Origin of the sequence: Stenotrophomonas sp. TWI1151 (genome assembly GCF_039673135.1) — a bacterium.
Lineage (GTDB): Bacteria > Pseudomonadota > Gammaproteobacteria > Xanthomonadales > Xanthomonadaceae > Stenotrophomonas.
In genome coordinates, this window is record NZ_JBDJLA010000001.1 from 484,995 (window position 1) to 511,964 (window position 26,970).

Annotated in this window: 27 protein-coding genes and 1 pseudogene; 17 read left to right on the forward strand and 11 right to left on the reverse strand. The window is 66.2% G+C overall.

The genetic code is table 11. The features are described 5' to 3' along the window. Nucleotides 1-157 precede the first annotated feature (157 nt). The 3 genes from ABE422_RS02125 to ABE422_RS02135 all read left to right on the forward strand — a co-directional run bounded on the left by ABE422_RS02125 (nucleotide 158) and on the right by ABE422_RS02135 (nucleotide 3,320). On the forward strand, nucleotides 158-628 hold the full coding sequence (locus ABE422_RS02125; protein ID WP_346482361.1) for a hypothetical protein: 471 nt from the start codon (nucleotides 158-160) through the stop codon (nucleotides 626-628). Nucleotides 629-781: 153 nt separating this feature from the next. Then, nucleotides 782-2,041, forward strand: a complete 1,260-nt coding sequence (locus ABE422_RS02130) for an MFS transporter (RefSeq protein ID WP_346482362.1) — start codon at nucleotides 782-784, stop codon at nucleotides 2,039-2,041. A gap of 31 nt (nucleotides 2,042-2,072) precedes the next feature. Beyond that, the gene (locus tag ABE422_RS02135) at nucleotides 2,073-3,320 is read left to right on the forward strand and encodes an arsenic transporter (protein WP_346482363.1); all 1,248 of its coding nucleotides are present in this window, start codon (nucleotides 2,073-2,075) and stop codon (nucleotides 3,318-3,320) included. A gap of 41 nt (nucleotides 3,321-3,361) precedes the next feature. On the opposite strand, the gene ABE422_RS02140 is transcribed toward ABE422_RS02135, so the two are convergent. The 5 genes from ABE422_RS02140 to ABE422_RS02160 form a co-directional block, all read right to left on the reverse strand. Then, nucleotides 3,362-3,652 carry a hypothetical protein gene (locus ABE422_RS02140; protein ID WP_346462409.1) on the reverse strand — a complete coding sequence of 97 codons (291 nt, stop codon included), beginning with the start codon at nucleotides 3,650-3,652 and terminating at the stop codon, nucleotides 3,362-3,364. Nucleotides 3,653-3,734: 82 nt separating this feature from the next. Continuing rightward, the gene (locus tag ABE422_RS02145) at nucleotides 3,735-5,006 is read right to left on the reverse strand and encodes a carbohydrate porin (protein WP_346482364.1); all 1,272 of its coding nucleotides are present in this window, start codon (nucleotides 5,004-5,006) and stop codon (nucleotides 3,735-3,737) included. Continuing rightward, nucleotides 5,003-6,400: a cytochrome c gene (locus ABE422_RS02150; protein ID WP_346482365.1), complete on the reverse strand. Its 1,398-nt coding sequence runs from the start codon at nucleotides 6,398-6,400 to the stop codon at nucleotides 5,003-5,005. The genes ABE422_RS02145 and ABE422_RS02150 overlap by 4 nt, the downstream gene beginning before the upstream one ends. Next, nucleotides 6,397-8,037, reverse strand: a complete 1,641-nt coding sequence (locus tag ABE422_RS02155; protein WP_346482366.1) for a GMC family oxidoreductase — start codon at nucleotides 8,035-8,037, stop codon at nucleotides 6,397-6,399. Before ABE422_RS02155 ends, ABE422_RS02150 begins: the two co-directional genes overlap by 4 nt. 46 nt (nucleotides 8,038-8,083) lie before the next feature. Beyond that, entirely contained in the window at nucleotides 8,084-8,629 is a 546-nt protein-coding gene (locus ABE422_RS02160) for a sugar dehydrogenase complex small subunit (protein ID WP_313218450.1), read from the reverse strand. A gap of 182 nt (nucleotides 8,630-8,811) precedes the next feature. Here ABE422_RS02160 and ABE422_RS02165 point away from each other — a divergent pair, with 182 nt between their 5' ends. The 4 genes from ABE422_RS02165 to ABE422_RS02180 all read left to right on the forward strand — a co-directional run bounded on the left by ABE422_RS02165 (nucleotide 8,812) and on the right by ABE422_RS02180 (nucleotide 12,907). Beyond that, nucleotides 8,812-9,063, forward strand: a complete 252-nt coding sequence (locus ABE422_RS02165; RefSeq protein WP_313209861.1) for a hypothetical protein — start codon at nucleotides 8,812-8,814, stop codon at nucleotides 9,061-9,063. Nucleotides 9,064-9,069: 6 nt separating this feature from the next. After that, nucleotides 9,070-9,264 (forward strand): hypothetical protein, encoded by a 195-nt coding sequence (locus tag ABE422_RS02170; RefSeq protein ID WP_313209863.1) that lies wholly within the window; start codon nucleotides 9,070-9,072, stop codon nucleotides 9,262-9,264. Between the two features lie 208 nt (nucleotides 9,265-9,472). Then, a complete protein-coding gene (locus ABE422_RS02175; protein ID WP_313218452.1) occupies nucleotides 9,473-11,059 on the forward strand; it encodes an SDR family oxidoreductase in 1,587 nt (528 codons plus the stop codon). A 141-nt stretch (nucleotides 11,060-11,200) separates the two neighbouring features. After that, nucleotides 11,201-12,907 carry a sensor domain-containing phosphodiesterase gene (locus ABE422_RS02180; RefSeq protein WP_346482367.1) on the forward strand — a complete coding sequence of 569 codons (1,707 nt, stop codon included), beginning with the start codon at nucleotides 11,201-11,203 and terminating at the stop codon, nucleotides 12,905-12,907. Between the two features lie 65 nt (nucleotides 12,908-12,972). Here ABE422_RS02180 and ABE422_RS02185 read toward each other — a convergent pair whose 3' ends face one another. Both ABE422_RS02185 and ABE422_RS02190 read right to left on the reverse strand, forming a co-directional pair. Then, complete coding sequence (locus ABE422_RS02185) at nucleotides 12,973-13,647, reverse strand: ChrR family anti-sigma-E factor (RefSeq protein ID WP_346482369.1); 675 nt, start codon at nucleotides 13,645-13,647, stop codon at nucleotides 12,973-12,975. After that, nucleotides 13,644-14,270, reverse strand: a complete 627-nt coding sequence (locus tag ABE422_RS02190) for a sigma-70 family RNA polymerase sigma factor (protein ID WP_313218458.1) — start codon at nucleotides 14,268-14,270, stop codon at nucleotides 13,644-13,646. The genes ABE422_RS02185 and ABE422_RS02190 overlap by 4 nt, the downstream gene beginning before the upstream one ends. A 197-nt stretch (nucleotides 14,271-14,467) precedes the next feature. Between ABE422_RS02190 and ABE422_RS02195 the strand changes: the two genes are divergently transcribed. The 5 genes from ABE422_RS02195 (at nucleotide 14,468) to ABE422_RS02215 (ending at nucleotide 19,017) form a co-directional block, all read left to right on the forward strand. Further along, nucleotides 14,468-15,607, forward strand: coding sequence for an SPFH domain-containing protein (locus tag ABE422_RS02195; protein ID WP_123729339.1), 1,140 nt, complete (start codon nucleotides 14,468-14,470; stop codon nucleotides 15,605-15,607). Between the two features lie 21 nt (nucleotides 15,608-15,628). After that, on the forward strand, nucleotides 15,629-16,975 hold the full coding sequence (locus ABE422_RS02200; protein ID WP_346482370.1) for a TFIIB-type zinc ribbon-containing protein: 1,347 nt from the start codon (nucleotides 15,629-15,631) through the stop codon (nucleotides 16,973-16,975). Continuing rightward, nucleotides 16,972-17,238: a hypothetical protein gene (locus tag ABE422_RS02205; protein ID WP_313209877.1), complete on the forward strand. Its 267-nt coding sequence runs from the start codon at nucleotides 16,972-16,974 to the stop codon at nucleotides 17,236-17,238. The genes ABE422_RS02200 and ABE422_RS02205 overlap by 4 nt, the downstream gene beginning before the upstream one ends. A 69-nt stretch (nucleotides 17,239-17,307) precedes the next feature. Further along, a complete protein-coding gene (gene pip, locus ABE422_RS02210; protein ID WP_313218462.1) occupies nucleotides 17,308-18,255 on the forward strand; it encodes a prolyl aminopeptidase in 948 nt (315 codons plus the stop codon). Nucleotides 18,256-18,264: 9 nt separating this feature from the next. Further along, nucleotides 18,265-19,017: a sulfite exporter TauE/SafE family protein gene (locus tag ABE422_RS02215; protein ID WP_313218464.1), complete on the forward strand. Its 753-nt coding sequence runs from the start codon at nucleotides 18,265-18,267 to the stop codon at nucleotides 19,015-19,017. Here the strand turns inward: ABE422_RS02215 and ABE422_RS02220 are convergent. Both ABE422_RS02220 and ABE422_RS02225 read right to left on the reverse strand, forming a co-directional pair. Continuing rightward, nucleotides 18,956-20,422: a serine hydrolase domain-containing protein gene (locus tag ABE422_RS02220; RefSeq protein WP_313218465.1), complete on the reverse strand. Its 1,467-nt coding sequence runs from the start codon at nucleotides 20,420-20,422 to the stop codon at nucleotides 18,956-18,958. The genes ABE422_RS02215 and ABE422_RS02220 overlap by 62 nt on opposite strands. Nucleotides 20,423-20,484: 62 nt before the next feature. Then, nucleotides 20,485-20,619: a hypothetical protein gene (locus ABE422_RS02225; RefSeq protein ID WP_313209886.1), complete on the reverse strand. Its 135-nt coding sequence runs from the start codon at nucleotides 20,617-20,619 to the stop codon at nucleotides 20,485-20,487. Between the two features lie 273 nt (nucleotides 20,620-20,892). Between ABE422_RS02225 and ABE422_RS02230 the strand changes: the two genes are divergently transcribed. After that, nucleotides 20,893-22,116: an MFS transporter gene (locus ABE422_RS02230; RefSeq protein ID WP_313218466.1), complete on the forward strand. Its 1,224-nt coding sequence runs from the start codon at nucleotides 20,893-20,895 to the stop codon at nucleotides 22,114-22,116. Nucleotides 22,117-22,126: 10 nt separating this feature from the next. On the opposite strand, the gene ABE422_RS02235 is transcribed toward ABE422_RS02230, so the two are convergent. Both ABE422_RS02235 and xth read right to left on the reverse strand, forming a co-directional pair. Continuing rightward, nucleotides 22,127-22,924 (reverse strand): helix-turn-helix transcriptional regulator, encoded by a 798-nt coding sequence (locus ABE422_RS02235; RefSeq protein WP_346482372.1) that lies wholly within the window; start codon nucleotides 22,922-22,924, stop codon nucleotides 22,127-22,129. Between the two features lie 104 nt (nucleotides 22,925-23,028). Beyond that, a pseudogene (gene xth, locus ABE422_RS02240) lies at nucleotides 23,029-23,805 on the reverse strand (exodeoxyribonuclease III); the annotation flags it as partial. Nucleotides 23,806-23,984: 179 nt separating this feature from the next. Between xth and ABE422_RS02245 the strand changes: the two are divergent. The 4 genes from ABE422_RS02245 (at nucleotide 23,985) to ABE422_RS02260 (ending at nucleotide 26,958) form a co-directional block, all read left to right on the forward strand. After that, nucleotides 23,985-24,605: a DNA-3-methyladenine glycosylase gene (locus tag ABE422_RS02245; RefSeq protein ID WP_346482373.1), complete on the forward strand. Its 621-nt coding sequence runs from the start codon at nucleotides 23,985-23,987 to the stop codon at nucleotides 24,603-24,605. After that, a complete protein-coding gene (locus ABE422_RS02250) occupies nucleotides 24,602-25,180 on the forward strand; it encodes a M23 family metallopeptidase (protein ID WP_313209897.1) in 579 nt (192 codons plus the stop codon). The genes ABE422_RS02245 and ABE422_RS02250 overlap by 4 nt, the downstream gene beginning before the upstream one ends. A 91-nt stretch (nucleotides 25,181-25,271) precedes the next feature. Next, nucleotides 25,272-25,769 (forward strand): ferritin-like domain-containing protein, encoded by a 498-nt coding sequence (locus ABE422_RS02255; protein WP_313209899.1) that lies wholly within the window; start codon nucleotides 25,272-25,274, stop codon nucleotides 25,767-25,769. A 109-nt stretch (nucleotides 25,770-25,878) separates the two neighbouring features. After that, nucleotides 25,879-26,958 carry a catalase family protein gene (locus ABE422_RS02260; protein WP_313209901.1) on the forward strand — a complete coding sequence of 360 codons (1,080 nt, stop codon included), beginning with the start codon at nucleotides 25,879-25,881 and terminating at the stop codon, nucleotides 26,956-26,958. Nucleotides 26,959-26,970: the final 12 nt, after the last annotated feature.

Genomic DNA, 26,970 nt, shown 5'->3' on the forward strand with positions numbered 1-26,970 from the left:
GGTGTGCCATTTTAACGCGTTGGCGCAGTGTTCACGCCGACAGGGTCGGTGGGCCGGCTTGCGGCCACCTGAACGCCGCGGACGCGCCGCTTGAATCTGTGGCGGACAGACGCATTGAACCAGAGCGCCCGCGGTTGGGCGCTCTCAGGAGAAATGCATGCCGCACCATGAAAAGGTCGCCCTCGCCGGCGTCATCGAACACGTGTTCGCGCACCGCTTCACCCTGATCTGCCACGATCAGACGTATCTGGCAGACCTCGGCCCCAAAGGGGCAGAGGCGTTTGCGCTCAAGGAAGGCGTTGCCGTCAGGCTGGAAGGGGAACGGCGTCCGTCGGAAATCAAAGTGGCCCGTATCGCCAGGAAGGGCGGCAGCTTTGTAGAGGTGGAGCACAAGAAGCCGCATCACGGCCCCAAGCATCGTCACCCGGAGGGGCCGGCGGATCCTCGTGTCGCCGTGGCCGCAGTGAAGAAGGATGGCTGGACGCCAACCGGCGAACCCGCGCGCAAGCCCAAGCACTTCGAAGTGCTCGCACGCCGTAAGGGTGGCGAGTGGACCGAGCTCCATGTGGACTTCTCGGGTGTGATCTACAAAGAGAAGCACGCCGACCCGGAGAAGTGGGGGCTGTAAAACCCGGTCGGTCTGAAGCACATGGTACCCAGAGCCCTGGAGATTCCGGGGCTCTTCTGCGTGTGGCGCCACACGACCATCACAGGCGGACGCGCATAACATGCGCGCCCCACCGGCATCGGGGCTGACCCAGCGAGCATCGAGCCAACGCACGTGAACCCACCTCCCCCTGCCCCCTTGCCCGTGCGCTCGGCTGATCGCGCGCTCGACGCCGTGAACTTTTTCCTGGCCGATGTCCGCGATGGATTGGGGCCGTATCTTGCGATCTACCTGTTGGCCGTGCACAAATGGGACCCAGCCAGCATCGGCCTGGTGATGACGGTGGCGGGACTCGCTGCCCTGCTGGCGCAGACGCCGGCAGGCGCGCTGATGGATCGGGTCAACGCCAAGCGGGCCACGGTCGTCATCGCTGCCCTTCTGGTCACCGGCAGTTGCGTCGTGCTGCCGTGGATCACCTCGTTCACGCTCGTGGCCGCGACCCAGGCTGTCAGCGCCGTCGCGGGTACCGTCTTTGCCCCGGCGATCGCGGCCATCTCGCTGGGCATCGTCGGGCCACGGGCGTTCGCGCGGCGCATGGGTCGCAATGAGACGTTCAATCACGCAGGGAACGCCGTTGCGGCGGTCCTGGCCGGGGGGCTGGCGTACATCGGAGGCCCGGTCGTGGTGTTCTACCTGATGGCCGCACTCACCCTGGCCAGCGTGGCCGCGGTGCTGATGGTGCCGGCCAAAGCCATTGACCATGAGCAGGCGCGCGGATCGCCGGCCGCACCGGAGCGACAGCCGGGGCCATCCTCCTTTGGCATGCTCCTGCGCGACCGTACCCTGCTCATGCTGGCAGCGTGCTGTGCGCTGTTCCACCTGGCCAACGCGGCGATGCTGCCCCTGGTCGGTCAGAAACTCTCCCATACCAACCCTGCGTTGGCCACCACCTTGACGGCGGCGTGCATCGTCGCGGCACAACTGGTCATGGTGCCGGCCGCGATGCTGGTCGGAACACGGGCCGATGTGTGGGGGCGCAAGCCACTGCTGTTGGCCGGCTTTCTGATCCTGCCGATCCGTGGCGTGCTTTACCCACTGTCCGATGCGCCGGCATGGCTGCTGGGCGTGCAACTGCTGGATGGCATCGGTGCGGGTATCTTCGGGGCGCTGCTCCCCGTCATGGTCAGTGATCTGACCCAGGGAACCGGCCGATTCAACGTCACGCTCGGTGCAGTCTCGACGGTCTTCGGGCTGGGTGCTGCGCTCAGTCCGGGCTTGGCCGGGGTGATCGTGCAGTTCGCTGGGTATGATGTCGCGTTCCTGACCCTGGCGGCGATTGCAGCCCTGGCCTTCGTGCTGGCAATGGCCATGCCGGAGACCCGACCTCACACAGGCCGCGCTTCCACGGTGGCAGCACCGACGGACGCGACCTGACGCCAGCCACTGCGTTATTCCTGAGCCATGCATGCACGTCCCCACAACCTCCCTGATCATCTGGATGGTGACCGCCGTTGCCACCAGCGGTGTCATCTTTCGTCCCTGGCGGATCCCCGAGTATGTCTGGGCACTGGGCGCTGCCGTGGTGCTGGTGGCGACAGGTCTGGTGCCCATCCCCACTGCCATCGGGGCGGTGGCCGAAGGCGGCGACGTCTACCTGTTCCTGATCGGCATGATGGTGCTGGCCGAGCTGGCGCGTCACGAAGGCCTGTTCGACTGGCTGGCCATGTATGCCGTCCAGCACGCCAAGGGATCCGGGCGGCGCCTGTTTGATCTGGTCTTCCTGGTTGGCACGCTGGTGACCATTTTCCTGTCCAACGACGCCACCGCCGTGGTGCTCACACCGGCGGTTTACGCGGCCTGCAAAGCGGCCCGCGCCAATCCACTGCCCTACCTGTTCGTCTGCGCCTTCATTGCCAACGCAGCCAGCTTCGTGCTGCCGATCTCCAACCCCGCCAACCTGGTCGTGTTCGGCAGCCACATGCCCTCGCTGCCTGAGTGGCTGCGGCAGTTCAGCCTGCCGTCGCTGGCGGCGATCACCATGACGTATCTGGTGCTGCGCCTGGCTCAGCGCCGTGAGATCGCGCACCCCCTGGCGGAGCGGATCGAGTACCGCGCCCTGTCCGAGGGCGGTCGCCTGTGCGCCATCGGTGTCGGGCTCACCGGCATCGTGCTGCTGGTGACCTCGGCGATGAACGGCCCGCTCGGCGTGACGACCTTCTGCGCAGGTGCGCTCACCTTGGCGGCGGTTCGCCTTCGCCAGCGTCGCAGCCCGCTGCCGATACTGCGTCACGTCGCCTGGGGGGTGCTGCCCCTGGTGGCTGGCCTGTTCGTGCTGGTCGAAGCCGTTGCCCAGACCGGGGTGATCCGCACGGCGGCGCACGCATTGGATGCGCTGGCACGGACCTCGCCTTCGGAAGCCAGCTGGGTGGCAGGGATCGCGGCAGCGGTGGCGAGCAATCTGGCCAACAACCTGCCCATCGGGCTGGTGGCCGGCTCGCTGGGGCAGATGGCGGAGCTGCCGGCGCAGACCCGCGCGGCGCTGCTCATCGGTGCCGATCTGGGGCCGAACCTGTCGGTGACGGGATCGCTGGCGACGATGCTGTGGCTGGTCGCGCTGCGTCGGGAGGGCGAGAACGTCAGCGCGCTGCAGTTCTTCAAGCTGGGCATGCTGGTGATGCCACCGGCATTGATCGCGGCGTTGCTGCTGCTCTGATGATCGCGTGGCGTCGCGGCAATGCCGTGACGCCGACACGCTCAGGCGGCTTTAGGGGTCCACTGGCGCAGCGTGGCGGCTTTGAGCGACTGCTCGCCGCAGCCGGTCGGGCAACGCAGTACCCGCGCGGCCGAGGTACTGACAAAGCCAGCGCCTTCCTGCGCCTTGAAGATCACCTCACACGACAGGCAGCGCGCCACCATCGAATACAGGTGGACGATGCGGCCGCTGCAGGGGTCCTGCAGCGCGCTCACATCCAGCAGGTCGAAGTGGCAGCTGTCGGGCATCGCGCGACGGGGGAACGGAAGGGAAACGGTCGTCTGCAGGTTCACGCGTGCCAGCCTCGATGAAGTGGCACCCACTTTAGTGAGCCCGCTGTGGAGCGTGCGTGCACTGGACGACCGTGTCGTGTGATCAGAGCGTAGCCTGCGCCTGCAGCGTGAACACCCAGCTGTCCGGGCGGCTCTCATACGCCCCGGGACGGGCTACATACTGCACCGCAGGCCGCAGGATCAGCCACGGAGTGACCTGCACACCGTAATTGAGCTCCACGAACTGCTCGTTGCTCTGCACGTCCTTGCCGGTGATGCGCTGGTACTGGGCAAGGCGGTCGGAGATGTCCAGCCGGGTCCACGCCAGGCTCAGCACATCATCCTCGCGGGATGCCACCACACCGCGCCAGCTCAGGCCGGCTTCCCACGAGTACCGCATGAGGCCGGTCCTGGCATCCGCACGCGTGGCCACGCCGAATACCGACAGACCGCGCACGGTGTCGCCTTCGGGCTTCAGCACACGCTGCGCCAGCTGGATGTACGAACCGCTGCGATGCGACGCGCGCGGTGCGGCCGGATTGCCGATGTCGTCCGCGTTGGACGTGTCCAGGTAATAGCCGACCTTGTAGGTGCCACCGTAATGCTCGCCGGTGTTGCCGTGGCTGTAGCCCACTTCCACGGGCAGGAACAGGCCGGTCTTGCCACGGTCGGACACGCGGAAGCCACTGCCCTCCTGCTTGCGCATCGGCACGACATCGTAAATGCCGGTCTGTGCGTACCAGCCCGAGGGATCAGCCCACTTCACCCGCAGGCCCCACTGGCCGGTCGGATTGTCCAGCCAACCGGAGCTGTAGATCGGGCCCAGCGGATGACCACACTGGCCGTTGTTGTTGAAATTGCAGGTGTACGGCAAGCCGCCGAAGTCGTTGCCCATCGAGTAGAAGCCGCCCTTCAGGCTCAACCGCTTGTCCAGCAGCCAGCGCTCGTAGGAGAGCTCGTTGAAGCGCAGGTTCTGCCCTTGGCCATAGAACGCCTGGTTCTGCACGTAGGAACCGGTCGAGCGGTCATTGACCGCATTGCCGAAGCGGTCGGAGAACACCACCCGCATCGTGCCGTCGAAACCGAAGGCCTTGCCGGTATCGATCATGGCACCGAAATCAACGTGCTCGGCGGTGGACCAGCCGGTGCCCTTGTAGCCGTCGCTGTTGACGCCCGTAGCGATCACGATGCGGGCGCTCGGGGTCACGCCACGGTCCTGCAGCCAGATACGGGCCGCCCAGTCCGCACTGAGCGGTGTCTGGGCAATGGTGTCCACGGTCTTGGGTTTGGGGACCTCTGGTTCAGCTGCCCATGCCGGCAAGACGGCCGCGGAGGCCATCAGCCCGAGGCTTACAACGAAGGAGGGGCGCTTCATGCCGAAGCCCTCCGCTGCTTGCGCCTGGTCCACGCGCGTCGCACCAGCAGGATCACCACCACGAAAGCCGCAAGCCCCAGGATGAGCAACGGTAGCCACAGGCGCGCGATCTTGGCCAGCAGCGGCTTCTCACCGCCGTCGCGGATCAACGCGACCTGCGCTTCGGTGACCTGGTCACCCGGGCCGAAGGTGGTCCGCACGTACGTGGCGACGGCCGCGATGTCCGCGTCACTCAGCGCCTGCACGTACGAGCCCTCGGAGAAATGCGGCATCAGTACATGTTCGCTATCCACTTCGCGGTCGATGCCGCCGATGATGGTGGCGACCAGATTCTGTGGCCGGACCATGCCCACGGTGCTGTTGTGCACCAGCGACGGGTAGTAGCCGTCGTTGCTGCCCTCGCCACGCGAGCCATGGCAGCTGGCGCAGAGGCCGGAATACAGCACCGCACCGGAGGCGATGGGCGCGTCCGTGCCGCGAATCGCGGGCTCGCCCGGCGCCGTGGCGGCATCGCCCCAGGCGAAGGCCGCGCGGGTGGCGTCCTTGTCGGCCACCGCCGGCACCGTCCGCAGATAGGTCACGATCGCGCTGATGTCTTCGTCGCGCAGTTTGGAAAGGCTGTTCGTCACCGCCTCGGCCATGCCGCCACCGGCCTGCCCCTTGCCTTCAGCTCGGCCGGTCTTCAGGTACTGGGCCAGTTCGTCATCGGTCCACCCGCCGATCCCGCTGATCGGATGCGAGGTGATGTTGGGCGCGTACCAATCGCCCAGCGAACCACCGGCAAAGGCCTTGCCGCCCACTTCCTGCATCATCAGGCCGCGTGGACTGTGGCAGCTGGAGCAGTGCGCCAACCCTTCCACCAGGTAGGCACCCCGATTCCACTGGGCACTCTGCGCCGGATCAGGTTTGAAGGGGGTCTTGTCGAGGAACAGCAGATTCCACACCGCCATGGACGAGCGCACGCTGAAGGGGAATGGCAGTTCGGTGGTACGTGCCTCCTCACCGACCGGGGCGACCGCCTGCATGAAGTAGACGTACAGCGCGTGGATGTCCTCGTCGGTCAGCTTGGCGTACGAGGTGTACGGCATCGCCGGATACAGATGGGCACCATCCTTGCGCACGCCCTCCCGGACCGCCTTGGCGAAATCGGCCTCCGTGTAGTTGCCAATGCCGTGGGACGTGGACGGGGTGATGTTGCTCGCCCAGATCTCACCCAGCGGCGAGGCGATCGCGTAGCCGCCGGCGTAGGGCTTGCCCTGCTTCGGGCTGGTGTGGCACGCCACGCAGTCCGCGGCCACGGACAGGTAGCGCCCACGTTCGACGGCGTCGTCGGCGCGCGCGGTGTCGCTGACGCCGGCCAGCAGGCCCAATGCGATGAGCAGGAAGGTCTTCATGCCGCACGCTCGATGGCATCGGTCGCGCGCAGGGCCAGCGCGGCCATGGTCAAGGTGCTGTTGACGACGCTGGCCGAGACCATCGCGCTGCCACCTGGGAGCCACAGGTTCGGGTGATCATGCGCGCGGCAATCGCCATCCACCACGGAATCGCGCGGGTCCGCGCCCATGATGGTCGAGCCCATGATGTGGTTGTTGGCATTGAGCGCCGTGGTGATCACGAATTCTTCGGCGTTGAACAGCTTGCCGATGTGCCGCAGCTGCTCGCAGGATTTGTCGTAGCCCTTGCGCGCGTAGTCGCCCAGCGAGTAATGGATGTCCGGGCACGCCAGGCCGTGGCCATCGACGCGGGTCGTGGACAGCGTCAGGCGGTTGGTCGGGTCGGGCAGCGGCTCCAGGCTGATCGACAGGTCCACGCCGTAGATCGCGCGCCGTCGGATTTCCGCGTCCAGCGCCTCACCGGCCAGCCCCATCTTCAACGCCTGGTCGGTGGCGATCGCCACCCGGCTGATGTTGTTGAGGATGATCTTGGTCGCCGAATACTCCGACCGGAACGCGCCATCGCGTGGCCCGACCATGCAGCTGGACTGCGCCGGGCCACGCCCCAGCCAGATCGGGCGGTCCGCAATGAAGGAGCAGTGGAAGCCGGAGTGGTCCAGCATGTTGCGCCCGACCTGGTCGGACGAATTGGCGATGCCGTTCGGGTTCTGTTCGTTGGCAGCGAGCAGCAGCAGGCGTGGCGTTTCCAGCGCGTTGCAGGCGATCACGAAACTGCGGCCGGTAGCCTTGTGGCTGACCTTGTCGCTGTCATACCAGTGGATGGCGGTGACCCGGTTCTGCGCATCTGTGTCGATTTTGTACGCCACCGCTTCGGCCAGCACCTTGGCGCCCAGCGCTTCGGCGGCCTGCACGGTATGGACGCCGTTGTACATGGCGCCGATCGGGCAGATCGGCTGGCAGTTGTTGTTGCCACAGCACGCGGGGCGATCATTCCAGGGCTTGATCATGCGCCCCTGCGGAATCGGCACCAGGTTGTAGCCGTGCGGATTGACTACCTCGGCAAACACCTTGTCGCCGTTGCCCCACGGAATCATGTCGGCCAGGTACGGCCTGGAGCGCTCCGAGGGGCTCTGCTGCGCGGGGTCGTTCGGCCCGGAGACGCCCATGGCCTCTTCAGCGCGGCAGTAGTACGGCTCGATGTCCTCGTAGCTGATCGGCCAATCGCGCCCGACCCCGTAGGCGGACTGCATCTTGAAATCGACCGGCAGATGGCGCCAGCAGGAGGCAGCCCAATGCCAGGTGGTGCCACCGACCGCCTTGATGAAGCCCTGATGGAAGCTGCTGGCATCGGGGCCGGTCAGGCCGACGTAGTCGTTGGCGGGGAAGTACAGTGGCGCCGTGGCGAATTTCGATTGCGGGAACGGCCCTTGGAAATCGCTGCCGATGCGCCGTTCGAAGCTGACGTTGCGCCAGTTCTCGACCACGTCGGAACGGTTCAGACGGGGGCCGGCCTCAAGGACCAGGACCGATTTGCCGGCGCGCACCAATTGGTGGGCGATCAATGCACCGACAACGCCCGAACCGACGATCACGACGTCGGCATCGGCGTCGCCATCACGGAAAACCGGAGCTTTCATGGGAGGGGTTCCAGATCGATAACAGGGAAAAAGGGACCGCGCAGGCTCAGGCGTGGGCGCGAATCGGGGCCGGCGGCTCAGCGGTCCACCAGGCGGGGCCACCTTGGGCGTAGGTCGGCGGTGAAAGACCGTCATCCACGCAGCGCTGCATCAGCGCATCGCGGTAGGACACGGTCACGGCATGCACGCCTTTGCCAACGGTGCCCGTGTACCACGCGGTGATGATGGCCAAGGCCGCGGGCTTGGCATCGCCAGCGGCCGCGATCAGCGCCTGCGCGCCACTGATCTGTCCTGCCAGGGTGACCAAGGCGGGGAACTGCGCATGCAGCGCTGGCTGAAGGGTGGCAAACGCCTGTTCGATCCGGTCGGCCGTGGCCGGGTCCAGATCGGTCTTGCCGGTCAGGGCATGAGAGAGGTCGAGGAAGGCGGTGTCGGTCTTTGCCGCAGGCGCCGTGGCAGCCGGCGCTGCCACCGCAGGCGCTTTGTCACGGCAGGCCGCGAGCAGCGACACCGAACCGACCGCAAGAAGGAAGCCTCGTCGTGTGAGGCCCTGCCCCCGACGATGCCCGTCCAATCCCTCGGGAATACTCATGATGTGAACTCTGCTCCGTAACACGCCGGCTCCCCGCCCGTAGACCACGGAACGGCTAAGCATCGACGGCGGCAAGGGTACTCCATGCGGTTGTCGTCAAAGAGTGATCAACGGGGTGATCACGCATCGCCAACGGCGTCGGCGCTACAAACCGGATTCGTCATCACTGCAGGAGAATCGCCATGCGAATCGTGTTGTTGAGTGCCCTCGCGACCCTCGCGCTGTCGGCCTGCAGCCAGGATGAGCGTAACGAGCAAGGCCAGCATGCCGATGCGATCGAGCAGCCTGCCGCCGCGACGGCGCCTGCGGGTGGTGAGGCCGCGCGTAACGTGCCCGGGGGTGGCAGTGGCACGGCGGCCTCCGAGGAGCAGGACTCCGGCCATGGCACCGAGAGCTCCGCGGAGCCGAAACACGCAGCGCCGCCGAAGCCGTAGCACGTCATGACGCCACTCGATAAACCACTGCGCCGGGAAGTCCAGATCGGCGACGAGACCTATACGCTGACCATCGATCCAGACGGGATGAAGCTGGTGTCCAAGGGCAAACGGAACGGCCTCACGTTGAAGTGGACCGAGCTGGTGAATGGTGACGCGGCGCTGGCGACGGCGCTGCAGGCTTCGCTCCAGGTGCGCTGAAGCCCCCAGGCCGGCGGCAACCAGCTGCAATGACCCCCATGGCCATCTGCACATCGGGCTGCATGGGTGCCGCCTGATCAGCACCAAATCCCAGGATCAGGGACAATAGCCTCCCACCGTATGCCCCGGGCTGCTGGCGGATGCCCCCGTCAGGGGCCGTCGCGCGGCGCCCCATGCCCGTCATCCTGCCGCTTTTCCCGGATCTGAATTGAATACCACCGCCCTGCCCCTTGCCGACGACGACCTGCCCCTGACCGACCGCCTGCGCACCGCGCTGGACCTGCTGGAGGCCATCGAAGCCGACCGCAGCGTGCTCGATACGCTGCCCGAGGCTGATCGCGTCCGCCTGCACCAGGTGGTGGCCAAGGTGTATCACCCCGAGCCCAAGGCCCGCCGGGCCAAGCTGAAGCAGCAGGCCAAGGCGCGGCATCAGGAAAAGGTGGCCAAATCCGAGGCGCTGCTGGCGCAGACCGGTATCCGCGCCCTGCGCCGCAAGCCGGTATTCAGCACCCCGAACTACTTCCCGCCGCACGCGGCCGGTCTGCATGACGCCTCCAACGGCGAGAATGCGGCACCCACGCCGGAACCGGTGCATTCCCCGGAACTGCGCCACTGCTACGTGTGCAAGCAGAAGTTTACCCAGCTGCACCACTTCTATGACCAGATGTGCCCGGCCTGCGCCGAGCTGAACTTCGTCAAGCGCACCGAGACGGCGGACCTGACCGGGCGCGTCGCGTTGCTGACCGGCGGCCGGGTCAAGATCGGCTACCAGGCAGGCCTGAAGCTGCTGCGGGCCGGTGCCGAGCTGATCGTGACCACGCGCTTCCCGCGGGATTCGGCCGCGCGTTACGCCGAAGAGCCGGACTTCGGCGTGTGGGGCCACCGCCTGCAGGTGTACGGCCTGGACCTGCGCCATACCCCGAGCGTGGAGGCCTTCTGCAACGAGCTGCTGGCCACCCGTTCGCGCCTGGATTTCATCATCAACAACGCCTGCCAGACCGTGCGCCGACCGCCGCAGTTCTATGCGCACATGATGGCCGGCGAAACCGCCGCGCTGCATGAGGTACCCGAGACGCTGCGCAAGCTGATCGGCGATTACGAGGGGCTGCGCAGTGCCGAACTGCTCGGCACCACCGCCTCGGCCGCGCTGCCGGTGGTCCAGGGGCGCGATTTCAACGCCGCCAATGGCCTGACCCGTGCCGCCGAGCTGTCGCAGGTGCCGCTGCTGGAGGACGAGCTGGTCGCCCAGCAGCACCTGTTCCCGGATGGCCGGCTGGATCAGGACCTGCAGCAGGTGGATCTGCGCGGTCGCAACTCCTGGCGCATGCTGATGGCCGAAGTGCCGTCGGTCGAGCTGCTGGAAACCCAGCTGGTCAACGCCATCGCGCCGTTCATCATCAATGCGCGCCTGAAGCCGCTGATGCTGCGCACGCCCGAGCGTGACAAGCACATCGTGAACGTCTCGGCGATGGAGGGGCAGTTCTACCGCAACTTCAAGACCACCCGCCACCCGCATACCAACATGGCCAAGGCCGCGCTGAACATGATGACGCGCACCTCGGCGGCCGATTACCAGAACGACGGCATCCACATGAACAGCGTCGACACCGGTTGGGTGACCGACGAGGATCCGGCGGACATCGCGGCCAAGAAGGTGAAGGAAGAACGCTTCCACCCGCCGCTGGATATCGTCGACGGCGCCGCGCGCATCGTCGATCCGATCATCCACGGGTTCAACACCGGCGAACACGTCTGGGGCCAGTTCCTGAAGGACTACGCGCCCACGGACTGGTAACTGCATCCGGAACCGCGTTCGGTGCGTATAGAGTGGACAGCGGGCCGCTTGCGCCCGGCCCCCAGTCGATACGAAATGAGCCCCCCACCCTCCCCCCTGGATGAAAGACGCGCGGTGCTTTGCGCCATGCAGGTCGACGGCGTGGCGTCGTTGCCCGCGCTGGACCGGATCACCGCGCTTGCCGGCTACACGTTCAACGCGCCGGTGGCCTTCGTCTCGGTCCTGGGGGATGTAAAGCAGCGCTTCATTTCCCGGATCGGTCTGCCCATGGCGCAGACCGACATCCGCTCGTCGATCTGCGCCCACGCCGTCACCTCCGGCGGCGTCCTGGTCGTCCCGGACCTCGAGCAGGATCCGCGTTTCCGCGACAACCCGCTGGTGACGCACAGTCCCCACCTGCGTTTCTATGCGGGCGCGCCGCTGGTGGCCAAAAATGGCGTGGCCATCGGTGCGCTGTGCGTCATGGACACCCGCCCGCGCACCTTTGACGAGCGGGATCAGGAGCAGTTGGCCACTCTGGCCGAGCTGGTGATCGCGCAACTCGAACTACGCAACCTCTCCGGCAACCTCGACCCGGTCAGTGGCCTGCCCAGCCGGCACCAGTTTCATACGGATCTGCCAGGCGTTCTTTCGCGCTGCGCGGAAGGAACGGCTTACGCCGTCGCGGTGGACGTGCTGGATATTCCGCGTGCCAGCCAGGTCGGCCAGGTGTTGGGCCTGCGCCCGTTGGAAGCACTGATCCGGCGTGCCGGCGTCCGGCTGCGCACCGCGCTGGAGGACGTGGCGACCGTGTACCACGTCGGAGTGACCCGGTTTGCCTTCGTGGCCGAGATGCCGACGGCAGGCCACGTCGAGAGCCTGGTCCTGGAGCTGAGGACGCGCATGTTGCGTCCGTTGATGGCCGCCGCCGTCCCGATGTCCCCCCGCTTCCATGCGGGTATCTGTGCGGTCGATACGGATGAGCAGGACAGCCATGACCTGCTGCGGCGGCTGCTGGTGAGCATGCAGGGCGCGTTCGATGCGCGGCAGCCATTCTGCTGGTATTCCGCACAGCGCGACGAGAAGATGCACCGCGCCTACCGTCTGGCCTCGGATGCCGAACGCGGCCTGCAGAACGGCGACTTCCATCTGGACTACCAGCCGCGCTTCACCCTTGACGGTCGGCGCCCGGTCTCGGCCGAAGCGTTGATCCGGTGGAACCACCCCACCCTGGGGCCGATCAGCCCGGCCGAGTTCATTCCGGTTTTCGAGCGGACCGCACTGATGGATGAGGTGACCAACTGGGTGCTGGACACGGCGCTGGATCAGGTCCGGGCGTGGCGCGCCCAAGGGCAGGACATTCCGGTCTCGATCAACCTGTCCAGCAGCTATCTGTCCAATGCCTCGGCCTGGCAGGACATCCGCAGCAAGCTTGAGCACAGGGCGCTGCCGTTCTCGATGATCGAACTGGAGATCACCGAAGGCGAATGGCTGCGTCCGGGGTCGCCGGCCATCGGCCACATCGCGGCGATGGCACAGGCCGGCATCACGGTGGCGATCGATGACTTCGGCAGTGGCTACAGCAATTTCAGCTACCTGTCCGACCTTCCCATCCACACCGTCAAGCTGGACAAGTCACTGGTCGATGGCATCGCCAGCAGCTCGCGCGCCCGCGCCAAAGTTTCGGCCATCCATCATCTTGCGCACGAGCTGGGCTATCTGACCGTGGCCGAAGGAGTTGAGCAGGAGGCGCAGATGGACGTGCTGGCAAACATGGGGATCGACGAAGTTCAGGGCTACCTGCTTGCCCGGCCCATGGCGCCGGCCGCGGTGATGCAGGTGTTCGAACAGGCGGCGAATACCGGGTAGCCGCAGACGGTGCGTTGATCACCCGCCGGACACCGATGCGACCTGGCAGCGTGTGCCAGGCCCCGTCAGAGTTTGAACACCTGCTGCAGCTTGCGCGCGAACCACCCGCTGAAGACCAGCGGCGCATCCAGCGCTGACACACAGATGCACGCCACACCGGGGGTGGTCACGGGCTGATGCTCGACGTCGCTGTCCAGATCGGCCACATCGCCGGGGGCGAAATGCCCCAGGGAATCGTCATAGGCGCCGCGGAGAATCTGGGTCAGCTCGCTGTTGCCATGGCTGTGCATGGGCAGGCATTTGCCCGGGGCGATCTTGAGCATGATCAACGAGGGGTGCGCCGGTGCACGGATGCAGTGGACACCCGGGGCCACCCACCGCCATTTCAGCGAGCGGTAGGACGTCCCGAAATGCGGTGCCAGCGCGGCCGGCAGTTGATCCGGATCGTAACCAGCGGCGCTGCGGGCCACCGTTTGGTCCTGCACGCCACCCGCAGGCGCGGCAGTATCCAGGCGCTCCAGCATGGTCTGCCGCAGTGCGGCCTGGCGATCCTCTGCCGAAGGCGGCGACAACTGCTGCTCCAGCAGCAGTCCGCCCACCCGTTCGGCCGAGCGCAGGTGCTGCCGGCAGTGGGCGCAGGCTTCCAGGTGCGCGGCGGCGACCACGGACATTTCCGGCGCCAAGGTGCCGGTGGCAAAGCCCAGGACGGTGGTCGGGTCCAGATGGTGACGAGGGTTCACTGCCGCTCTCCCATCAAGGACTGCAGCTGAAGAAACGCACGTCGGATATGGGATTTCACAGTGCCCAGTGGCATATGCAGCTCGTTGGCGATCTCGGCGTGGGTTTTTGCTTCGAAGTAGGACATCCGGATCAATCGGGCCTGCGTTGCGGAGAGTTCGTCCAGCCGCTGCTTGAGCCTGACGTGCTCGGTATGCCGTTCGGCCAGAGAGCCACCGCCATCCTCATCCTCCGCCGCCTGCTCGACCACCTCATGGGCATGCACCCAGATATGTTCGCGACGTACCCGGTCGATATGCAGATTGCGCGCCACCCGGTAAAGCCACGTGCCCAGGCTGCTGCGCGCCGGATCATAGAGCTCGGCCCGGTTCCACAGTTTCAGCAGCACTTCCTGGGCCAGATCCTCGGCCACGCCATCGGGCGCCCCCAGCCCACTCAGGTAGCGGCACAGGCGCGGCATGAAGTGATCGTAGATGCGCATGAAGCACTCCCGATCGCGCGACGTGGCGACGCCGGCCATGTCGGCCGCCCAGGTTTTCAGCTCCGGGTTGGGTTGAGCGGGAACGGCAATCATCCGGGCTGCCTCGAAGGGCGTCATCCTGGCGGTGGACGGGTCAGTGTCCATCGTAGGCGAGTTCCGGCAGATCGGGGACATGGGCTTCATGGACGTGTGTACGGACGGCCGCGCGGTTTGGATGCAGCCGCTACCGGACCCGGCACCGCGGCCGGGCCAGAGGCGCCACTGTCGATACACCGGCTGCTGATATAGTCAGCCGAGCATGGCGGGCACGGTGCCCGGCCACGAATCGCAGGGAGTGTGTCATGGGTCTTCGTCAGGCAGTGGCAGGGGCAGTCGGTGGCGTTCTGGCCGACCAGTGGAAGGATTTCTACACCGTGCCGACGGGCCTGCCCTCCACGGCAGCGCTGTTTGCGGCGGTGCCGCGCGGCACCAATGCCGGTCGTGGCTCCAACACCAGCGCCTCCTCCAACATCATCACCAACGGCTCGAAGATCGTCGTGCCCGAAGGGTACGGCCTGCTGCTGTTCCAGGACGGCGCCATCACCGGCTTTGTCGCCGAACCGGGTGGCTATGAATGGCGCTCGGATGACCTGAACTCGCAGTCGATCTTCGCCGGCGACGGTTTCGTCAGCCCGCTGATCAAGCAGAGCTGGGAACGCTTCAAGTTCGGTGGCCAGCCGGGGTCGCAGCAGGCGGCGTTCTTCGTCTCGCTGAAGGAGCTGCCGGACAACCGCTTCGGCACGCAGTCCGAAATCTACTGGGACGATGGTTTCCTCGGCACGCAGGTCGGCGCGGTCACGCGCGGCTCGTACACCCTGAAGATCGTCGATCCGATCCTGTTCGTGAAGAATTTCGTACCCGCCAGCTACCTGCAGCCGGGTCAGGTGTTCGACTTCACCGATCTGGACAACGCGGCCGCCAGCCAGCTGTTCAATGAAGTGGTGGGCTCGCTCGCGCCAGCCTTCAGCCTGTATACGAACGACCCGGGCAAGGGCAACCGCATCACCAAGCTGCAGCAGGATTCGCTCGGCTTTGCACAGAGCCTGTCCGCTGCCGTCGAGCAGGGCTACCAGTGGAAGTCCGACCGTGGCCTGGCCATCGTCAAGACCGCCATTGTCTCGATCGAGTACGACGCCAACACCCGCGAGCTGCTCAAGACCGTGCAGCGCGCCGATGCGCTGGCCGGCTCGCGTGGCAATTCCAACCTGCAGGCCAGTGTTGCCCAGGGCATCCAGTCGGCGGGCGAGAACGGCGGTGCTGCCGGCCTGGTCGGCGTGGGCATGGCCTCGGGCATGCTCGGGGTCGGCGGCATGCAGCAGCCGGTTGCTCCGGCGGCGGATGATCCGGTCGCCAAGCTGAAGAAGGCCAAGGAGATGCTCGACCTCGGCCTGATCACCCAGGACGACTACGACAAGCTCAAGGCCAAGGCGCTGGGGCTGTAAGACACCGAGCGCATCGACACCATGTCCGACCCCAAGATGCCACCGCCGATCCCGGCGGCTCCGCCACCGTTGCCGCCCTCTCCGGCGGCGCCGGTCTCCGGCCCGGGCTCGCCCCGGGAGGTCCCGCCGTTGCCGGGCAGTTTCCCGGTGGATCCGGCCACCCTGCCCCAGCACATCCGCGATGAGGTGCAGGCCCCGGATCCGGTCGCGCTGGACACCGCCGCGGCCGAACTCAAGGACGGCCTCAACCGCTGCCCGAAGTGCGGCTCCAGCGATATCCGGCTCAAGCTGGGCACCGATGTGCTGGTCTGCCAGTTCTGCCGTCACGAATGGCACGGCGAGCGCGTTGAGGAGGCCTTCGGCTTTGGTGAAGGCATCGACCAGCTGCGCGGCACCGTCATCGCCTCGGGCGCGCGTGACATCGCCGCCGATACCGCCAGCCTGATGAGCTTCAAGTGCACCGGTTGCGGCGCCGAAGTCACGATCAATACCGAAAGCACGATGACCGCCCGCTGCCACTGGTGCCGGCATGTGTTCGGGGTCAACGAGCAGATCTCCAACGGCGCGGTGCCCGATGCGGTACTGCCGTTCCATATCAGCAAGGACGATGCGGTCGCGCGGATCCGCCAGTTCGTGGACAAGCGCCGCCTGTTCGCGCTCAAGGCGTTCAAGGATCAGTTCACGCCCGAGAATGTCTCCGGCGTCTACCTGCCCTACATGGTGGTGGACAGCAATGTCAGCGCCAGCGTCTCCGGCAAGGGCGAGATCCAGACGCGGCAGTACACCCGCGGCACCGAGAAGAACAAGAAGACGTATTACGACGCCGACGTGTACCAGGTGGATCGCCAGGTGGATTTCACCGTGGACGATCTCACCCTGGAATCCTCGGCCGAGCGTGGCAACCTCGATACGCAGACCAACACCAACAACATCATCAACGCGATCCTGCCGTTCGATACCAAGAACGCCCTGAAGTGGAACGCCTCCTATCTGGCCGGCTTCACCTCGGAAAAGCGCAACCTCGACGTGGAAAAGCTGCGCCCACGGCTGGAAGACCAGCTGCTGTCGATCGCCCGCGCCCAGGTGGAGGGCTCGGTACGCCGCTACGATCGTGGCGTGCGCTGGGAACGCGAGCGCGTGGATGTGCACGGGACGCGCTGGGTATCGATGTACCTGCCCGTCTGGCTGTACTCGTACCACCAGCCGGGCCGCAATGGCGGCATGCTGCACTACATCGCGGTGAATGGCCGCACCGGTGAAACCATGGGCAGCGTGCCGGTGCAGCAGTGGAAGCTGCTGCTGGCCGCGCTCACCACCGGCACGATCATTGAAGCCCTCGTTCTCTTCTTCCTGGTAGCTGCCTCATGAGCGATGACAGTGGACTCTGGCTGCTTGCCGCCGGCCCCGCCGGCGCGACGGCGTTGTACTGGGCGTTGTACCGGTACTACCGCAATACCGACAAATCGCATGCGTTCGAGCGTGATACCGCCATCGAGGCCAAGCCGGTCACGGGCGCGGACCGAAAGGTCGATACCGTGACGGGCACGCAGGAGCGACGCATCCGCGGAGACAACGTGGCGGCGTATCGCACGCGGGTACAGCGCGACAGGGACAGCCCCCCACCCTTGTGACGCGTCACGGACGCGGCTCGACGAACCCGGGCGGTATCATGTGGCGTCAGTTTTCCGTAGGACGCCCCCATGCGCACGCTTTATCCAGCGATCACGCCCTTCCTCACCCATCAGGTGGCGGTCGACGACCTGCACACCTTGTTCGTCGAGGAGTGCGGCAATCCTGACGGCATCCCCGTGGTGTTCCTGCATGGTGGGCCCGGCGCAGGCGTATCGCCGACCCACCGGCGTTTCTTCGATCCGTCGCGTTATCGCATCGTCCTGATCGACCAGCGCGGCAGCGGTCGCTCCACGCCGTTCGGTGAGCTGCGTGACAACACGACACAGCACCTGGTCGCGGACGTAGAAATCATCCGCGCCCTGCTGGGTATCGAGCGCTGGCTGGTGTTCGGTGGATCGTGGGGCTCCACGCTGGCACTCGCCTACGCCCAGACCCATCCGGAACGTGCAACCGGCATCATCCTTCGCGGGGTCTATCTCGGCCGTGCCGAAGAGAACCGCTGGTTCGCCGAATCCGATGGCGGTGCACGCTGGGTGTTTCCGGAGCGCTGGGCGCGCTACGAGGCACATATCCCTGAAGACGAACGCGGCGACATGATCGCCGCGTACTGGCGTCGTCTGGACAGTCCGGACCAAGCGACCCGCATCGCCGCCGCCCAGGCCTGGCTGGGGTGGGAAGATCACGCGGCCACGCTGGAACACGACGTCGATGCCGTGTCGGGTGATGACCCACTGCACACCCTGGCCAAGGCGCGCATCGAAGCGCACTACTTCCGCAACCACGCATTCCTCGAGCATGCGCAGCTGCTGCGCGATATCGACCGCATCCGGCATCTGCCCGGCGTGATCGTGCAGGGTCGCTACGACATCATCTGCCCGGCGCGCAGTGCCTGGGACCTGGCCTGTGCCTGGCCCGAGGCCTCGCTGCAGATGGTGCTGTCAGGCCACAGTGCGACGGAACCCGCCACGGCAGATGCGCTGGTGCGCGCGACGGATGCGTTCGCAGAGCGCCAGTAAGGAGGCGTCGTGGATTCGATCTACCTGATGGTGGCGCTGGGCGCCATCGTGGCGGGCTTCGTGCAGGGGCTGTCGGGCTTCGCCTTCGGGCTGGTGGCCCTGTCCTTCTGGACCTGGGTGCTGGATCCCAAGCTCGCGGCCACCCTCTCCGTGTTCGGCGCCCTGACCGGCCAACTGCTGGCGGCCTTCACCGTGCGCCGCGGCTTCAATCTGAAGACCCTGCTGCCCTTTGTTCTGGGTGGGCTGGCCGGCATTCCGCTGGGCGTCTACCTGCTGCCCATGCTCGACATGAACTGGCTCAAAGCGATCCTGGGCACTCTGCTGGTGCTGTGGTGCCCGGCCATGCTGCTGTCACGCCAGCTGCCACGGGTCACGGCAGGCGGGCGCGCGGCGGATGGCGTGGTGGGGTTTGCCGGCGGCATCATGGGCGGCTTGGGCGGCTTCACCGGCACCCTGCCGACGCTGTGGTGCACGCTGCGCGGTTACGAGCGTGACGTGCAGCGCTCCGTGGTCCAGAACTTCAACCTGTCCATGCTGCTGGTGACGATGGGCACCTATGTCGGCACCGGCATCGTCACCCGCGAGATGCTGCCGATGTTCGCCATCGTGGCACCCGCCATGTTGATCCCGACCCTGCTCGGCACCCGCCTCTACATCGGCATCAGCGACCTGCGGTTCCGGCAGATCGTGCTCAGTCTGCTCACCGTGTCGGGGATCGCGTTGCTCGCCTCGTCGTTGCCGGCGCTGCTGGGCGGGCGCTGAGGCCGCGCTGCGACAACGGCAGACGGTTGCCGACGAAGTTGACCACGTTCTCCATCGCATCGGGATCGACATTGCTCAGCCCGATCACCACGTAGCCGTGGCTCGGTAGCACGATGAGCGCGGCGTTCGCACCGGGCGCCCCACCCTCGTGGCCATACTGATGCTGCTCGCCCTCGCCGCTCACCATGAAGCCGTAGCCGTACCACCCCTTGGTGTTCTGCGGTGAGGTGGCCGCGTCCAATGCCGAGGCCGGGATCAGCCTGCCACTGCGCAACGCCTCGGCGAACCGGAGCAGATCGTGGGCGGTGCTGTAACCGCCGCCCGCCGACGTACCGCGCAATGGCAGGGTCTTGGTCTCGCGCACCCACCGGCCGTCGCTCAGCGTGTAGGGCACCGCGCGGCCTGGCACCAGGGTCGCCTCGGGCGCCGATCCGGTGGCGGTCATGCCCGCCGGCCCGAAGATGTGCTGTTCGACGTAGGCGTCATACGACTGTCCCGATGCCGCCTCGATGATCGAGCCCAGCAGGATGTAGCCGTAGTTGGAATACTGGTCCTGGGTGCCCGGCTGGAAGGCCGGTGCCGCAGCACCATAGACCTCCCAGTAGTCGGCCAACGTCTTGAGTGATGCTTTCCGGCGTTCGAACGCCTCGTCGAAGATCTCTCCCAGGCCACTGGTGTGGTTGAGCAGCTGCCGGATCGTGATGGATGTCGCGACCGCCTGATGGGGATAGTCCCTCAGGTGGCGGGCAATCGTATCGTCCAGTGTCAGCTTGCCAGCCTCGGCCAACTGCAGGATCGCCACCGCGGTGAACATCTTGTTCAACGAGGCGAGCCTGAATGTCGTGGAGCTATCGACCGGAATGCCCTGCTCCCGGTCGGCCCGCCCGCCCTGCCACGCCATCTGCACCTTGCCGTCCTGCGCCAGTAGAAAGGTGCCGGAGAGCTTGTCCTGTGCTGCCAGCGTGTCCAGACGGGCACGGCTCTGCGCGATGAGCGCGGGCATCTCAAGCCGCGCGGGTTTGAATGCGTCGGGTATCTCCACCCCTTCCAGCTGCAGCGTCTTCAGGTACGGCCGGTTCGCAGGATCGATGGCCACGGTGATCAGGATCCCGCGATCGCTTGAGGTGCCGCGCACGATCGCGGCGATCGTATCGGGCGTATCGACGGTCCTGGTCAGTACCTCAAACGGGCCGAAGGTCTCGCGGATGTCCAGATACCGCTGCGCGGTGTGGTCGATCCCGTGGCTCGACAACACCGCCTGCAGCGCCTGGCTGTCACCGGCGTTGTAGGCCGCCAGCCAGCGGCGGAATATCTGCTCGGCCTGCGCAGAGTCTGTGGGCACCCTGGCCCAGGTCGAGGTACTGAAGAGAAGCAGCACCACCATGAGTGTTCTGATCAGCAACATCCTGTGCTCCTTTCCGCTGGGCTGCCGCCCGGCAGTCGGACGGATTATGCAGCGGCGCGGGATCACTTGGATCGTGCCGCCTGCCTTTCAATCGTTTTTTGCATGCCCATCCAGCGGGCAGTCAATACTCCCAGCGTGACTGCGATGAGTGTCCAGCTGCTCAAGAAGATGGCAAGCCCTATCCAGATGCTGCTCATGATCCGATGTCCTCGTCGTAGAGCCGTTGATGCGATTTCGTGCGTGGTAGCCGGTCACTTCACAGGCATTTACTTTATGCGGTGCGTTCGCCCTGCGACATCCAATTAGTTGCAAATATGGCGTGGCTGCCTGCCCTGATTGCGACGACAACCGCCCCTATCGCGAGAGACGGGGGGCCAGCCGCGGTCTACGCTTGCCTCCCGTCCGCTCCCGTGATGCCCATGCGGCTGATACCACACGCATCGGCAGCCTCCCGTTCCCGATCCCGGCCCATGACCCCTGAAACCGCTGCCCCGCCCGTCATCCCCACCGAACCGCTCACCCCCGCCCCCCACCAGGGCTTTGCAATCCGCATCGTCGGTGCCGCGGCGTTCGCGCACCTGCTCAACGACATGATCCAGGCGGTGCTGCCGGCGGTGTATCCGATGTTCAAGAGCGAGTTTTCGCTCACCTTCGGCCAGATCGGCATCATCGGCCTGGTGTACCAGGTCACCGCCTCGCTCTTGCAGCCATGGGTGGGCATGTACACCGACAAACGGCCGCTGCCGTATCTGCTGCCGTCGGGCATGATCGCCACCTTCGTCGGCATCGCCCTGATGGCGATGGCCACGAGTTACGAAATGCTGCTCATCGCCGCGGCCATCGTCGGGATCGGTTCGGCCACCTTCCATCCGGAAGCCTCGCGCGTGGCGCGGATGGCCTCGGGCGGTCGCTTCGGTACCGCACAATCCACGTTCCAGGTCGGTGGCAATACCGGCTCGGCGATCGGGCCGCTGCTCGCCGCGGTCATCGTGATTCCGCATGGGCAGCGTGCCATCGCCTGGTTCATGCTGGCGGCCGCGTTGGCCATCACCGTGCTGTTCCGCCTCACCGGTTGGACCGTGCAGCATGGCCAGGCCAAGATGAAGAGCCTGGCCAAGAGCCATGGCGTCGGGCTGAGCCGTGGCAAGGTGATCCAGGCCATCGCGGTGATCGCGGTGCTGATGTTCGCCAAGTTCGTGTATATCGCCTCGTTCACCAATTACTTCACCTTCTACCTGATCGAGCGCTTCGGCCTGAGCGTGCAGCAGAGCCAGATGTACCTCTTCATCTTCCTGGCCTCGGTCGCGCTGGGCACCTTCATCGGTGGCCCGGTCGGGGACCGGATCGGGCGCAAGGCGGTGATCTGGATTTCCTTCCTGGGCGTGGCGCCGTTCGCGCTCGCCCTGCCCTACGCCAACCTGATGGGCACGGCGGTGCTGGCGGTGGTGATCGGGCTGGTGATGTCCTCGGCGTTCGCTGCGCTGGTGGTGTATGCGCAGGAGGCCGTGCCGGGCCGCGTGGGCATGGTGTCGGGCCTGATGTTCGGCCTGATGTTCGGCATCGGCGGTATCGGTGCGGCCGGGCTGGGCAACCTGGCCGACGTGCATGGCATCGTATGGGTCTACCACTTCACCTCGTACCTGCCGCTGCTCGGGCTGGCGACGGCGTTCCTGCCGAAGACGACGATGCACTGAGGCGTTTGCCTCAGTGGAAGAACTGGCTCGGCAACTGGCCGAAGCGCTTCTTGAACATCGCGGTGAAGGCGCTCGGACTGGCATAGCCCAGCGCGAGCGCCACGTCGATCACCTTTTCGCCGTGCGCCAACTGTTCCAGTGCACGCAGCAGGCGCGCCTGTTGCCGCCATTGCCCGAAGGTCATACCCAGCTCGCGTGCGCACAGCCGCTGGATGGTCTTGACATCCACGCCGAGGCGGCCGGCCCAGTCCTGCAGAGTGGACGGATCGTCCGGCATGGATTCCAGCTGCCGGCCAATCGCCTGCAGGCGTGGATCGGCAGGCTGCGGCAGGTGCAACGGCAGTACCGGCAGCATCTGCAGCTCATCCAGGATCAACTGCATCAGCCGCCCGTCGCGCGACTGCGCGCGGTATGGCGTCGGTACGTCCATCGCTGCGTGGATCAAGGCGGCCAGCAGTGGTGTCACCGAGACCGTCGATGCGCTGGCCGGCGGCTGGGCGATCGCCTCCGGCAGGATGTACAGGCTGCGCATGCCGACCGCGCCGATGCAGCTGACCTTGTGGCCCGTACCGGCCGGGATCCAGATCGCGCGCGTGCTCGGGACGACCCAGCGCCCTGTCCCGGCCTGGACCACCAGCACGCCGGTTTCGGCATACACCAGCTGATGACGGTCCGGATGGTGATGCAGCGCGATGATCGTGCCGGCGCGATATTCGCGCGCCCGGCAGAATACGGGCGTCTCCGGGCCTACCGGCAGGCGTTTACCTTCGCCGAGACCCGGGGCGATGTCCCTTTTCCGATATGGCATGGCAATACCCTCGCAAACAACCTTCCGGGGGACTCTAGCGCGTCCGGCGTGTTTTCGATATCGGGCCGGCGCGGTTATCGGGGCTTGGAAGGCGCCACCACCTCGATCCACGTGGGCGCGTGGTCGCTGGGCTTCTCCAATGCGCGCACCCACCTCTCCACGCCGGCATCTTTCAGGCCGGGAGCAAGGACCGGATTGAGCAGCAGATGGTCGATCCTCAATCCACGGTCACGGGCGAAGTGCTCACGGAAGTAGTCCCAGAAGGTGAAGATCTGTGCGTCGCCGTGCACCGCACGCAGGCTGTCGGTCCAGCCTTGGGCAAGCAGTGCCTGGTAGGCCTCGCGCACCTCCGGCTGCAGCAGCGCGTCCTTCCGCCAGGACTTGGGCTCGTAGATGTCCGCATCGGTCGGGACGACGTTGAAATCGCCGATCAGTGCGACGGGATGCGGCAGCGCGACCAGGCTCTTGGCGTGTTTTTGCAGGCGCTGCATCCACTTCAGCTTGTAATCGAACTTCGGGCCGGGCTGCGGATTCCCATTGGGCAGGTACAGCCCGCCCACGATCACCCCGTGCGCGGCCGCCTCCAGATAACGGCTCTGGTCATCGTTCGGGTCGCCGGGCAAGCCGCGCCGGCTCTCGATCGGGTCCTGGCCGCGCGCCAGTAGCGCGACGCCATTCCATGAGCGCTGGCCGTGCCAGATGCAGCCGTATCCCGCATCGCGGATCGCTGTCTCCGGGAAGGCCTCTTGGGTCGCCTTGAGTTCCTGCAGTGCCACGATGTCCGGTTGTTCGCGCGCCAGCCACGCGAGCAGATGCGGCAGCCGGGTCAGCACGCCGTTGACGTTGAAGGTTGCGATTTTCAGGCGCTTTCTGGCAGGCATGGTGCGTGCTGCATGGCGGCGGAGACAGGCCTCGAGGATTGCCCTGCGTCAATCAATCTGCCGCGAATGCCGGGCGAGCGTGGCGTGACGATGGCGGCGTTGATCGTGCATTGACCCTCGTCGCGTCACAGTAGGCGCTCGTTTCGGACTGGCAAAGGGTATCCATTGCGTGGAGGGTCATGAAAACGTGGACGGTTCTGCCGCGGCGTTTTTACCAACGCCACCCAGCCGAGGTGGCGCCCGAGCTGCTGAACAAGCTGCTGGTGCGCGATGACGGTCGCGCTGGGCGCATCGTGGAGGTGGAAGCATACGCAGGTGACCAGGACCCGGCGGCGCATTCGTATCGCGGTATGACCGCGCGCACCGCCACGATGTTCGGTGAAGCCGGTCATCTCTACGTGTATTTCAGCTACAGCATGCACTGGGGCTCGAACGCGGTGTGTGGCGAGATCGGTCAAGGCTGGGGCGTGCTGCTGCGGGCATTGGAGCCGGTGGCGGGACTGACGTTGATCCAGGAAGCGCGGCCGGCGATCAAGCGCGCGCGCGATCTGGCCAGTGGCCCCGGTCGGCTGTCGCAGGCGATGGGCATCACCAAGGCCTTGGACGGCGCGGATCTGGTGCGCAATGACCGCGGCATCCGCATCGTGTCCGATGGGATGGCGCCACCGCAGGACCCGGTGGTCGGGCCCCGGATCGGCATCAGCAAGGCAATCGAATTTCCGTGGCGGTGGCACGTGCCGGCGCATGTGCATGTGTCGGGACGCACGGCGGCTAAGAAGACGGGCGGGACAACACCGTGAGCTTTTCGCCGCCCGCCCCCTCCCCGGCCCGCCGCGTACGACGCTGGCTGGTGCGGCTGTTCATCCTTGTCGTCTGCATCGTAGTGGCAGGGGTGGTGTGGAACAGCCACATCGCCGAATCACCGCGGGCACTCTGGCGCCTGTCACAGATGCCTGCACCCACCGCGCTGCCCGTCCCCGTGGCGGGCGTGGCCGCACGCCAGGTGGCCAATACGTTCGGCGCACCGCGTGGACGCGACCGCACGCACGCCGGCGTGGACATCTTCGCCAAGCGGGGCACCGAGGTGCGCAGCGCCACCCCGGGAATCGTTGCCGATATCCGCGAGAGCGGTCTGGGCGGGCGTCAGGTCTGGGTGATGGGGCCGGCACGCGAGCGCTATTACTACGCCCATCTGGATGACTGGCGCGAAGGCCTGGCGCGTGGCGACATCATCGAGCAGGGCGACGTGCTGGGCTACGTCGGCGATACCGGCAACGCGAAGGGCACGCCGCCGCATCTGCACTGGGGCATCTACGGTGCCGACGGCGCTTACGATCCGCTGCCCCTGCTGAAGGCGTGGCCCGACGCGCCCTGAGCGCGCGTGCAGGGGCCCTTCACAACAAAGCGCACCGGACTAACACCCACGCGCCTAGCGTCGGACACTCAAACCCACCGGCAGCACCTCCATGGCGATCAAGACCGCAGAAGACCTGTTCATCCACGAGCTCTCGGATATCTACAGTGCAGAGAAGCAGCTGACCAAGGCGCTGCCCCGACTGGCGCGCGCCGCCTCCAGTCCTGACCTGGCCGCCGCGTTCACGACGCACCTGGAAGAGACCCAGGGCCAGATCGAGCGCATCGACCAGGTGGTGGAACTGCTGGGGATCCGGCTCAAGCGCATCAAATGCGCCGCGATGGAAGGCCTGGTCGAGGAAGGCAAAGAGGCGATCGACGGTATCGAGGAGGGCCCGGTCCGCGATGCTGCACTGATTGGTGGCGCGCAGAAGGTCGAGCATTACGAAATCGCCTCCTACGGCACCATTGCCGCACTGGCCAAACAGCTGGGCTACAAGGCAGCCGTGCCACTGCTGCTGGAAACGCTCAAGGAGGAGAAGGACACCGACGAGAAGCTGACGCTGCTGGCCCTGGCCGGCGGCGGCAATGCCAAGGCCGCCGCGGCCTGACCTTCCCGTTTCCTCTCTGGCATTGCGCTGCACGGGGAGCCGTCCTCCCCGCGCAGCGCGTTGCCCTTTCCGCGCTTGATCGCCGCCGTTGATCACAACAGGAGCCTGCATGTCACTGCCCCCACCCGTTCTTTACCACGCCTCGCTCGAGCATGCCGACGAAGATGAGGCGACGCATATCCGTGAGTTGACCGAGGTGTTTGCCCGCATGGCGCTGACGGTGGCCGAGCAGGAAGGCCACGCCCACCGCGCGGTGCACGCCAAGGGCCAAGGGTTGTTGAAGGGCCGGCTGCGCGTACTGGACGGGTTGCCGGCCGAGCTGCGCCACGGCCTGTTTGCGCGGCCCGGCAGCTACGACGCGCGGGTGCGATTGTCCTCGCCGCCGGCCGAGCAGCTTCCCGATTCGGTCTCCACCCCGCGCGCGATGGCGCTCAAGGTGATCGGCGTGGACGGCGCGCGTGCGGAAGGCGCCGAGGAGCAGCACACGCAGGACTTCCTGATGGTCAACGGTCCCGCATTCAACACGCCCGGCGTGGCCGGCTTCCTGCGCTCGGCCAAGCTGCTTGCCGCGACCACCGAACGGATGCCGCGTACCAAACGGATGATCTCCGCCACGCTGCGGGGTGCGGAGGCGGCGCTGGAGGCGGTCGGTGGCCAGAGCGCCCTGCTCAAAGGCATGGGCGGGGAGCCGCAGCACCATCCGCTGGGGGAGACCTTCTTCAGCCAGGTGCCGTTTCTCTACGGTCCGTACATGGCCAAGTTTTCGTTGGCACCGGTCTCACCTGCCCTACTCGCACTGACCGGCGACAAAATCGGCTCGGACGAGGATGCGCAGCGCGACGCGGTGGTGGCCTTCTTCACCGACCTGCCCAATCCGGTCGAATGGGAGCTGCGCGTGCAGCTGTGCCGCGATGTGGAGCGCATGCCGATCGAAGATGCGTCGGTTGCCTGGGCCGAGGCGGACAGCCCGTTCCTGCCGGTTGCACGCCTGAGCGTGGCGCAGCAGGAGGCGTGGCAGCCTGACACCTCGCCGGGCGTCGAGGATGCGCTCGCGTTCGCGCCGTGGCACGCGCTGGCCGAGCATCGTCCTCTCGGCGGACTGAATCGTGCACGCCGCGTGGTAATGGCCGCCTCGCGTCAGTTCCGCTCCCGATTCAATGGATGCCCGATCCACGAGCCCGTCGGCTGAAACGCGCCGGCC